We start from the raw sequence: 10,430 nt of genomic DNA on the forward strand, positions 1-10,430 counted from the left end.
ATCAGTGCTTCCGTGGAGCCAGGTAGCTCAGCCAGCGGCGCTCGGCCAATTTGAACAGGCGCACCAGGATAAAGGTCAGGCACAGGTAGAACACGCCGGCGGTGATGTAGGCTTCGAACGGCAGATAAAACTGCGCGTTGACCGTGCGCGCGGCACCGGTGATGTCGATCAGGGTGACGATGGACGCGAGACTGGTGGTCTGCAGCATCATGATCACTTCGTTGCTGTACTGCGGCAGCGCGCGGCGCAGGGCCGACGGCAGCAGGATGCGGCGGTACAGCTTGTAGCGCGACATGCCCATGGCCTTGGCCGCTTCGATCTCGCCATTGGGGGTGGCCTTGAGGCTACCGGCAATGATCTCGGCGGTGTAGGCGCTGGTGTTGATCGCAAAGGCCAGGCACGCGCAGAAGGTCGCACTGGACAGCAGTGGCCACAGGACGCTCTCGCGCACCGCTTCGAACTGCGCCAGGCCGTAGTAGATCAAAAACAGCTGCACCAGCATCGGCGTGCCGCGGATCACGTAGGTGTAGAGCCAGGCCGCACCGTTGACGACCGGTTGCTTGGACACACGCATCAAGCCCAGGGGCAAGGCGGCGAGCAGGCCGAAGAACAGCGAGATGGCGAGCAGTTTCAGGGTGGTCAGCAGGCCGCCAAGGTACAGCGGCATGGCCTCCCAGATGACGTTGTAGTCGAAGATCATAGATCAGCCGCCCTTACGCCTACCGAGTAGCGCTTCTCAAGATGACGCAGGGCCAGCAACGACACACTGGTGATCACCAGGTACATCGCCGCCACTGCGAGGAAGAAGGTAAAAGGCTCGCGGGTGGCATCAGCCGCCTGCTTGGCCTTGAACATCATGTCTTGCAGGCCCACCACCGAGATCAGCGCGGTGGCCTTGGTGAGTACCAGCCAGTTGTTGGTAAACCCGGGGATCGCCAGCCGAATCATCTGCGGCACCATCACCCGGAAAAACACCTGGAAACTGCTCATGCCATACGCCAGGCCGGCTTCGGCCTGGCCCTTGGGGATGGCCATGAAGGCGCCACGGAAGGTTTCCGACAGGTAGGCGCCAAAGATGAAACCCAGGGTGCCGATACCGGCGGCCAAGGGGTTCAAGTCGATATAGTCGTCATAGCCGAGCATCGGCGCGACGCGGTTAAGCAGGTCCTGACCACCGTAGAAAATCAGCAGGATCAGCACCAGGTCGGGGATCCCGCGGATCACCGTGGAGTACAAGTCACCCAGCCAGGCCAACCAGCGCACCGGCGACAGGCGTAACGCGACCCCGATCAGACCCAGAACAATGGCCAAGGCCATGGACGACAAGGCGAGCTGAAGCGTCAACCATGCGCCATCGAGGATGACGGCCCCGTAGCCTTTCAACATGATTCAGGTCCTCGAAAAGGGGGATGAAAAAATGGCGCAAACCGCAGGAATTCTGTTGCTTGCGCCATTTCGGACAGACAGCTGCGAGTACTTACTTGGCTTCTGGGCCGTAAATATCGAAGTTGAAGTACTTTTTCTCGATTTCTTTGTATTTACCGTTGGCACGGATCGCGGCGATGGCAGCGTTGATGCGGTCCAGGTTTTCCTTGTCGCCTTTGCGCACGGCGATGCCTACACCGTCGCCGAAGTACTTGACGTCGGTGAATGCCGGGCCGGTGAACGCATAGCCTTTACCGGCTGGCGTATCGAGGAAACCTTCCTGCAACAGGGTGGCGTCGGCCACGGTGCCGTCGAGGCGACCGGCTTCCACGTCCAGGTAGATTTCGTTCTGCGAGCTGTAAGGCACAACGGTGGCGCCTTTAGGTGCCAGGACTTCCTTGGCGAAACGGTCGTGGATCGAACCGCGCTGCACGCCGATCTTCTTGCCTTTGAGTTCATCCAGGCTGTCGCTGACCGCAGTGCCTTCCTTCAACACCAGGCGCGCAGGGGTCAGGTAGTAGCGGTTGGTGAAGTCCACGGACTTCTTGCGGTCTTCGGTGATGGACATGGACGACAGGATCGCGTCGATCTTGCGCACCTTGAGCGCAGGGATCAGGCCGTCGAACTCTTGCTCGACCCAGGTGCACTTGACCTGCATCTCTTCGCACAGGGCGTTGCCGATATCGTAGTCAAAACCGACGATGCTGCCATCCGGCGCCTTCGAGGCAAACGGAGGGTAAGCCGCTTCGATACCAATTTTCAGAGGCTTGCCTTCAGCGAAAGCCTGCATGGACAGCACGGACAGCGCCAGGGCGCCCAACAGCACGAGTTTCTTCATCTTGGGACTCCATCGGTATAGGGCAAAACAGCAGTATGAGCCATGGCCCACGATGCGACTGAGTGAAACCGAATAGCGGTGCTGCGTCCTACACCAATTCAACAGTGGAGACGACGAGCGAGTGATCGGCATTCTAACGACAGGCCGGAAGCCGATATTTCCTCAATGCGACAACAATTTACAGAAGCACTGAGAAAGCGGTTCCAGCACATTGACAGCCTCTGAATTTTATGCAGAGACAAAAGATATTAAACCTGTTGATGCTGCAAATTGCGGGCCTATTATTCGCAAACCCTTCTAGCACGGCAAGTGTGGCGTTTAATCTTATGGCTCGGGGTGTCTAAAACGCGGTTTTTCGGGGCATAAGCGTAGCCCTTTGCCTCATGTTTGGGCGATGGGTTACACATTTGTGCCGCCCGGTAACATTCAGAAACCTCCTACGCGAAAAACCGATATTTATTTGGATCTCCTCCGATTTCAAGCACTCACAAAAAAGCCCCACTCGGCTCACACCGAATGGGGCTTTGTCTGACCAGCCCGCCTTACGCGACGTTCATGGTCTTGTGGGTCTCAATCAAATGCGCCACTACCCCCGGGTCCGCCAGGGTGGAAATATCGCCCAGCCCGTCGTACTCGGCCGTGGCAATCTTGCGCAGGATGCGGCGCATGATTTTCCCCGAGCGCGTCTTCGGCAAACCCGGTGCCCACTGGATCACGTCCGGCGAGGCAATCGGCCCGATTTCCTTGCGCACCCAGTTCTTCAGCTCCAGGCGCAGGGCTTCGCTGGGTTCTTCGCCATTCTTCAGGGTCACATACACATAGATGCCCTGGCCCTTGATGTCGTGCGGCACACCCACCACCGCCGCTTCGGCGACTTTAGGGTGGGCAACCATGGCGCTTTCGATCTCGGCGGTGCCCATGCGGTGGCCGGACACGTTCAACACGTCATCCACACGACCGGTGATCCACCAGTAGCCATCTTCATCGCGACGGGCGCCGTCACCGGTGAAGTACATGCCACGGAAGGTCTTGAAGTACGTGTCGACAAAACGGTCATGGTCGCCGTACAGGGTACGGGCCTGGCCTGGCCACGAGTCGAGAATCACCAGGTTGCCTTCGGCGGCGCCTTCGATGATGTTGCCCAGGTTGTCCACCAACGCCGGTACCACGCCGAAGAACGGCCGCGCGGCAGAACCCGGCTTGAGTGCGTGGGCACCCGGCAGCGGGCTCATCAGGGTGGCGCCGGTTTCGGTCTGCCACCAGGTGTCGACGATCGGGCAACGGGATTGGCCGACGTTCTTGTAGTACCAGTCCCACGCTTCCGGGTTGATCGGCTCACCCACCGAGCCCAACAGGCGCAGGCTGCTGCCATCGACGCCTTCGCAGGCAGCGGTGCCGGACGCCATCATCGCGCGGATCGCGGTCGGGGCGGTGTAGAGGATATTGACCTTGTGCTTGTCGACGATCTTACCCACCCGGGTAATGTCCGGGTAGTTCGGCACACCTTCGAACAGCAAGGTGGTCGCGCCATTGGCCAGCGGGCCGTAGACAATATACGTGTGGCCGGTGACCCAGCCGACGTCAGCGGTGCACCAGTAGATTTCGCCCGGGCGGTAGTCGAATACGCGCTCGTGGGTCAGGGCCGCGTACAACAGGTAGCCGCCGGTGGTGTGCTGCACGCCTTTGGGCTTGCCGGTGGAACCGGAGGTGTAGAGGATGAACAGCGCTTCTTCGGCGCCCATCTCTTTGGGCGCACACACGGTGCCCGCCACCTTCATCAGGTCTTCGTACCAGATGTCGCGATGCTGGTTCCACTTGATCTGGCCATTGGTGCGCTTGCACACGATGACCTTCTGGATGCTGCTGGTTTCCGGGTTGGTCAGCGCATCGTCGACGTTGGCTTTCAGCGGAATCTTCTTACCGGCGCGAATGCCTTCATCGGCAGTGATCACCACCTTCGACTTACAGTCGATGATGCGACCGGCCAGGGCCTCCGGCGAGAAACCGCCGAACACGACCGAATGGATCGCACCGATGCGGGTACACGCCAGCATGGCGACCACGGCTTCGGGGATCATCGGCATATAGATGGTCACCACGTCGCCGCGGTGTACATCCTGGCCACGCAGGGCGTTGGCGAACTTGCAGACTTCTTCGTGCAGCTCGCGGTAGGTGATGGTACGGCTCTCGGCAGGGTCATCGCCCTCCCAGATGATCGCCGCCTGGTCGCCGCGCTCGGCGAGGTGACGGTCCAGGCAGTTGTAGGAAACGTTCAGGGTGCCATCGGCGAACCACTTGATGTCGACATGGTGATCGTCGAAAGAGGTCTGCTTCACCGCGGTGAAAGGCTTGACCCAGTCAAGGCGCTTGGCTTGCTCGCGCCAGAAGCCATCGGGGTTGACCACCGACTGCTGGTACATGGCCTTGTAGGTTGCCTCGTCGGTCAGCGTGTTGGCTGCTACTTCGGGGCGAACGGGGTACAGGGAAGCCGCACTCATCTTTCTTACCTCGGTGACATAGTTGTTGTTGTATGACCCAGTTGTATCCGGGGTGGGCCTATAGAACCATTCGACGATGGTAGTAACAAGACCCTACAAAATGCCCTGCTATCCCCGTTTGCCGCTCTGGCCCGCAGCCTGCGGGGCTTTGCAGGCGGGTGAAAAAACCTTTACCACGGGATTGTTACAAAAACCGCCAACAGTCTTTATCAAAAGCACGGGTATATGAATATAACCCGCAGGCCTAGAATCACTTCCGCCAACCAAGGCATTGTGATTAACACAACAGTGATTAACAACGTAACAGCCCCCACGAAGGCACGTTAATCCGAACTAACCATTCCTAAGTTACACACGTGGCCTCACAAGGGCCCCGTGACCCCTTTCGCCCTGAAGAAGGTAAGTAAAGAAATGAAAGCTCTCGTAGTTATGGCCCTCAGCAGCTTGTGCGCCACCGCCGCCCTGGCCGACGAGGCCCCGACCGAGCTGGCCGGCCAGAACGCCCCGATTGTTGAGGACTACACCTATAGCACCAAGCTGGATGTGGCCAAAGTATTGTCCATGAGCACAATCCCGGAAGTTTGCGAAGTTGTGCCGGTAAAGATGGAATATGAAGACTCACAGGGTCAGCGTCATATTCTTAACTACCATGTAATGGGCAATGGCTGTTCGAACGGATAACAACTTAGTTAGTGTGATCTGCGCGTGCTCTTATTTGCCGCAAGAAATCGTTCTTGCGGCGAGGCCCCCTCCCCTCGCTTGAATCTAATGCTACGATTGTGGCGTCGCTACCTTTCCTGTAGAGCAGGATGCATTCATGCGAGCCAGTTTCGAGAAGATCCCCACCGAGGCCAATACCTCCTGGACCCTGCTGAACCGCAGGCTGCCGGAGGCGATCCCGTTTGAGTGGCATCACCATCCCGAATACGAACTGACCCTCACCCTCAATAGCCGCGGGCATCGCTATATCAGCAACGATGTGGCGCTCTACGACGACGGCGACCTGGTTCTGGTGGGCCCGAACGTGCCACACAGCTGGTCGTCTGCCGAACGTATTGACCCGACCCAGCCGCACGTCGCACTCGTCATCTGGTTTTCCGAAGCCTGGGCGGAATCGCTGGTGCGCCTGTTTCCCGAAATGGCCCCGACCCGCGCGTTGCTGGCCGCAGCCCAGCAGGCGCTAAGTTTCAGTGACAGCACCTCAAGGGTCCTGCGCCCCGTGATCGAAGCCATGGTCGAGCAGGATGCATCGCAGCGGCTGATCTCTTTGCTGACCGTGCTCAACCTGTTGTCACGAGACGTCGCCGCGCAGCGTATTGCGGTGGAAAACGCCGCGCCTCAGGTAATCGAAGACCCGCGCATACGTCGCGTGCTGGATTATCTGCATGCCCACTACGCCCAGCCCGTGGGCATTCCGCAATTGGCGCAGATGGCGTGCGTCAGCGTGTCGGCCCTCCATCGCATGTTTCGCAAACACACACGCTGCACGGCGCTGGACTACATCGTGCGCCTGCGCATCGGACATGCCTGTGCACTGCTGATGCAGGGCAACCTGGCGGTCAGTGCCATCGCCGAGCAGGTCGGCTATGTCTCCCAGGCGTTGTTCAATCGCCAGTTCAAAGCGCTAAAAGGTCTCACGCCTTCGCAATTTCGCGCCCAGCACGGGCATCACTTCCAGTAACCAAGCCGATTCTTCCATTCACGACGCAACAAACGCCACAATCGTACTGCTCAACGCGTCTAACCGGACTGCTGCCCAGGCAGCCCCGGTGATTCCATACCTGTATGCATAACAACAATACAGGCCACCCCATGAGTAATTATCACGCCTTCGAAAGTGCCGAGCTGCCGGACGACTACCGGCGCAACATCGTCAACATGAAGAAAACCCTGCGCGCGCAGATCGGCGATGTGAACGCCTTGTTTGCCGAGGTCAGCGCTTTCATTGCCGATGAAATCGCCTCGATCAAAGCCCAGCAGGCGCTGAGCGGTTCGGCTTGGCCGGAACTGGATTTCGACACGATCGCCAACGGCCAAGTGACGGACGCGCAACGCGCCCTGATCAAGCGCAGGGGCTGCCTGGTGATCCGCAATCACTTCGCGCGCGAGCAAGTGCTGGGGTGGGACAAGAGCCTGCTGGACTACCTCGACAACAACCATTTCGACAGGGTGTATCGCGGCCCGGCTGACACCTTTTTCGGCAACCTCGACGCCTCCCGCCCGGAGATATTTCCGATCTACTGGTCCCACGCCCAGATGCAAGTGCGTCAGCACCGGCGCATGGGCGCTGCGCAATCCTTCCTCAACCGGTTGTGGACCACCCATTCCCAAGGCCAGCAATGGTTCGATCCGGACATCAACGCGCTGTACCCGGACCGCGTCCGCCGGCGCCCACCGGGCACCACATCCAAAGGCCTTGGACCGCATACCGACTCCGGGGCGCTGGAACGCTGGCTGCATCCGGCCTACCTGAAGGTCTTCGACAAGATCTACCGCAATGACTTCCAGGCGTACGACCCATGGGATGCCGCGCATCGCACCGAGGTCGACGAATATGCCTACAAGGACACGGTGAAATGCTCGGCCTTCCGCACCTTCCAGGGCTGGACGGCACTGTGCGATATGCGTGCCGACCAGGGTGTGCTGCATACGCTGCCGATCCCCAAGGCCATGGCTTATATGCTGCTGCGCCCGCTGCTGGACGACGTGCCCGAGGATGAATTGTGCGGCGTGGCGCCCGGCAAAGTGCTGCCCATCTCAGAGAAATGGCACCCGTTGCTGGTACAGGGCATGACACCCATTCCGGACGTGCACGCCGGCGACTCGGTGTGGTGGCACTGCGACGTAATCCACAGCGTCGCCCCGGTGGAAAACCAGCAGGGCTGGGGCAATGTGATGTATGTCCCGGCCGCCCCCATGTGTCCGAAAAATCTGCGTTACGCCAAGAACGTGTTCAGGGCATTCGAGCAAGGTGTCTCGCCGAACGACTTCCCCCGGGAAGACTACGAGCAACAGTGGCAAGACCGCTTCACCCCTCGACAACTCAACAGCCTGGGCCGCAAAGGCCTGGGATTGGAATAAACACCGCTGCCCATAACAACAAAATAAAGGTATCCCCTATGAATCTCCTCAATCGCCTTGCCCTTGCAGTCTCTTTCGCCAGCCTCTGTACGCTCACCGCCCAGGCGGCTGAGAGCAAAGGCAGCGTCGAAGTCGTCCACTACTGGACGTCGGGCGGCGAAGCCAAATCAGCCGACGTGCTCAAGCAACTGATCGAAAAAGACGGCTTCACCTGGCAAAACAGCGCCGTCGCCGGTGGCGGTGGCGCGGCGGCCATGACCGTGCTCAAGACTCGCGCAGTGTCCGGCAACCCACCCTCCGCCGCGCAAATCAAAGGGCCGGACATCCAGGAATGGGGCAAGCTGGGCCTGCTGACCAGCATCGACAACGTCGCCCAGGCCAACCACTGGGACACCCTGCTGCCGCCGAGCATCGCCGAGCTGATGAAATTCGACGGCCACTACGTTGCCGTGCCGCTGAATATCCACCGCATCAACTGGCTCTGGACCAACCCCGACGTGCTGCGCAAAGCCGGGGTCGCCCATGCCCCGATCACTCTGGAAGAACTCTACGCCGCCGGCGACAAGCTCAAGGCCGCCGGTTTTATCGCGATCGCCCACGGCGGCCAGCCATGGCAGGACACCACCGTATTCGAAGGCCTGGTACTGAGCATCCTTGGCGCCGATGGCTTCAAAAAGGCCTTTATCGACAACGACGAAGCCACCTTCACCGGTCCGAAAATGACCGAAGTGTTCGTCGCCCTGCGCAAACTGAAGACCTACATGGACCCCAACGGCGCCGGCCAGGACTGGAACATGGAAACCGCCAAGGTCATCAACGGCCAGGCTGGCATGCAACTCATGGGCGACTGGGCCAAGAGCGAATGGAGCGCCGTCGGCAAAAAGGCCGGCGCCGACTATGAATGCGCGCCCTTCCCCGGCACTCAAGGCATCTATAGCTACACCATCGACTCACTGGCGATGTTCAAGCTGTCGAGCAAAAACGACACGCCCGGTAACAACGCCGCCCGCGACGACCTGGCCAAGATCGCCCTGGAGCCGCAATTCCAAACGGTGTTCAACCAGAACAAAGGCTCGATCCCGGTCATCAAGGGCCTCGACATGAGCCCATTCGACAGCTGCGCCCAAGCTTCCGCCAAGGATTTCGCCCAGGCGGAAAAGGCCGGCACGCTGGCGCCAAGCATGGCGTTCAACATGTCAACGTCCCAAGCCGTGCAGGGCGCGGTGTTTGATGTGGTAAGCAACTTCATGAGCAATAAAGATGCGGACCCGGCCAAGGCGGGTAAGCAGATGTTCGCCAGCATTAAAGCGGCGGCCCAGTAATCCGCTATCTAAACAACCGTCAAGGCCGCCACACTCCCCTGTGGCGAGCGGGCTTGCCCCGCGTCGGGCAGCGAAGCGGCCCCAAAATCAGGCGCTGAGTTCTCTCAGGAAAACCTCAGCGCCTTGACTGGGGCTGCTTGGCAGCCCAGCGCGGGCAAGCCCGCTAGCCACAACAGCCGCATACAAGCCACAAGGCGATTTCCCGACGATTGGACACCACCACTCGCCGCTAAAAAAATCCTCAAGCAGCAAACCCTTACAAACCAACACTCTGGCCGTAACCCCACGCATTTTGGCCGACCGCTGAGGCCATCCGCCGCAACACAAAGCCGAATTTTTCCCTATAATGCGCGGGTAAATCGGGCCTGCAATATCCCTTTACACAGGGACGAAGAGCCAGACCTTGAGCCTGCGCTGGAGTATGCATCCACCGCTCCGCCCCTCAAGCCTCAAGCAGTACCCGGTACCCAATTCCGTTTATTTGCCTGCGCGAGCTGTTGCAACAAACGATTCCTTAAGATCCACCGCGGCCCTGGGGCCGTGTGAACACCCAACCATCCGGTTTCACACGGGCACCTTTGAGCCCTCACGCAGGAGACGACACGTCATGCTGAGCTGGGACGAATTCGACAAAGAAGAAGACGGCGAAGTAGCCACCAAAGGCGCCAACGCCGGCCACGCCACCGAAGCCAACATGGACCGACTCGACGGTGCCGGCGCCGCCGCCGCCATCGAAGCCCGCGCCGTCACCGCCAGTGACTCCGCCGCCATCGTCCGCGCCAAGGCTGCCCTGGACAAACTCGACGTCGCCGAAGGCCTCGCCGAACTCGAAGGCGCCTCCGCCCGCGTCGCCGTTGACGAAAAGCGCATGATCAACTGCCGCGCCGACCTCAACCAACTCGTGCCCTTCAAGTACGACTGGGCCTGGCAGAAATACCTCGACGGCTGCGCCAACCACTGGATGCCGCAAGAGGTCAACATGACCGCCGACATCGCCCTGTGGAAAAACCCCGAAGGCCTGACCGACGACGAACGCCGCATCGTCATGCGCAACCTCGGCTTCTTCTCCACCGCCGACTCCCTGGTCGCCAACAACCTGGTGCTGGCCGTGTACCGCCTGATCACCAACCCGGAGTGCCGCCAGTACATCCTGCGCCAGGCTTTCGAAGAAGCGATCCACACCCACGCCTACCAGTACTGCATCGAATCGTTGGCCATGGACGAAGGCGAGATCTTCAACATGTACCACGAGATCCCATCGGTCGC

At 59.8% G+C, this 10,430-nt stretch carries 9 protein-coding genes; 5 read left to right on the top strand and 4 right to left on the bottom strand.

The genetic code is table 11. The features are described 5' to 3' along the window. Position 1 precedes the first annotated feature (1 nt). The 4 genes from BB029_RS10090 to acs form a co-directional block, all read right to left on the bottom strand. The gene (locus tag BB029_RS10090; RefSeq protein WP_065939097.1) at positions 2-700 is read right to left on the bottom strand and encodes an ABC transporter permease; all 699 of its coding nucleotides are present in this window, start codon (positions 698-700) and stop codon (positions 2-4) included. After that, the gene (locus BB029_RS10095) at positions 697-1,386 is read right to left on the bottom strand and encodes an ABC transporter permease (protein ID WP_010208305.1); all 690 of its coding nucleotides are present in this window, start codon (positions 1,384-1,386) and stop codon (positions 697-699) included. The genes BB029_RS10090 and BB029_RS10095 overlap by 4 nt, the downstream gene beginning before the upstream one ends. 91 nt (positions 1,387-1,477) lie before the next feature. Next, positions 1,478-2,263 carry an ABC transporter substrate-binding protein gene (locus tag BB029_RS10100; protein ID WP_065939098.1) on the bottom strand — a complete coding sequence of 262 codons (786 nt, stop codon included), beginning with the start codon at positions 2,261-2,263 and terminating at the stop codon, positions 1,478-1,480. A gap of 542 nt (positions 2,264-2,805) precedes the next feature. After that, positions 2,806-4,761, bottom strand: a complete 1,956-nt coding sequence (acs, locus tag BB029_RS10105; RefSeq protein ID WP_027607760.1) for an acetate--CoA ligase — start codon at positions 4,759-4,761, stop codon at positions 2,806-2,808. 411 nt (positions 4,762-5,172) lie between these two features. Between acs and BB029_RS10110 the strand changes: the two genes are divergently transcribed. From BB029_RS10110 to BB029_RS10130, 5 genes are all read left to right on the top strand, one after another. After that, positions 5,173-5,442, top strand: a complete 270-nt coding sequence (locus tag BB029_RS10110) for a DUF2790 domain-containing protein (RefSeq protein WP_027607759.1) — start codon at positions 5,173-5,175, stop codon at positions 5,440-5,442. 136 nt (positions 5,443-5,578) lie between these two features. Further along, positions 5,579-6,442, top strand: a complete 864-nt coding sequence (locus BB029_RS10115) for an AraC family transcriptional regulator (RefSeq protein ID WP_065909199.1) — start codon at positions 5,579-5,581, stop codon at positions 6,440-6,442. A gap of 131 nt (positions 6,443-6,573) precedes the next feature. Then, positions 6,574-7,842 carry a DUF1479 domain-containing protein gene (locus tag BB029_RS10120; protein ID WP_065939099.1) on the top strand — a complete coding sequence of 423 codons (1,269 nt, stop codon included), beginning with the start codon at positions 6,574-6,576 and terminating at the stop codon, positions 7,840-7,842. Between the two features lie 38 nt (positions 7,843-7,880). After that, entirely contained in the window at positions 7,881-9,164 is a 1,284-nt protein-coding gene (locus BB029_RS10125) for an ABC transporter substrate-binding protein (protein WP_065939100.1), read from the top strand. A 607-nt stretch (positions 9,165-9,771) separates the two neighbouring features. After that, positions 9,772-10,430 (top strand): ribonucleotide-diphosphate reductase subunit beta (locus tag BB029_RS10130; protein WP_141696514.1); only part of this gene is annotated, 659 nt, incomplete at its 3' end.

The sequence above is a fragment of the Pseudomonas sp. S3E12 genome, from assembly GCF_001702295.1.
In the GTDB taxonomy this organism is placed as follows: Bacteria; Pseudomonadota; Gammaproteobacteria; order Pseudomonadales; family Pseudomonadaceae; genus Aquipseudomonas; species Aquipseudomonas marginalis.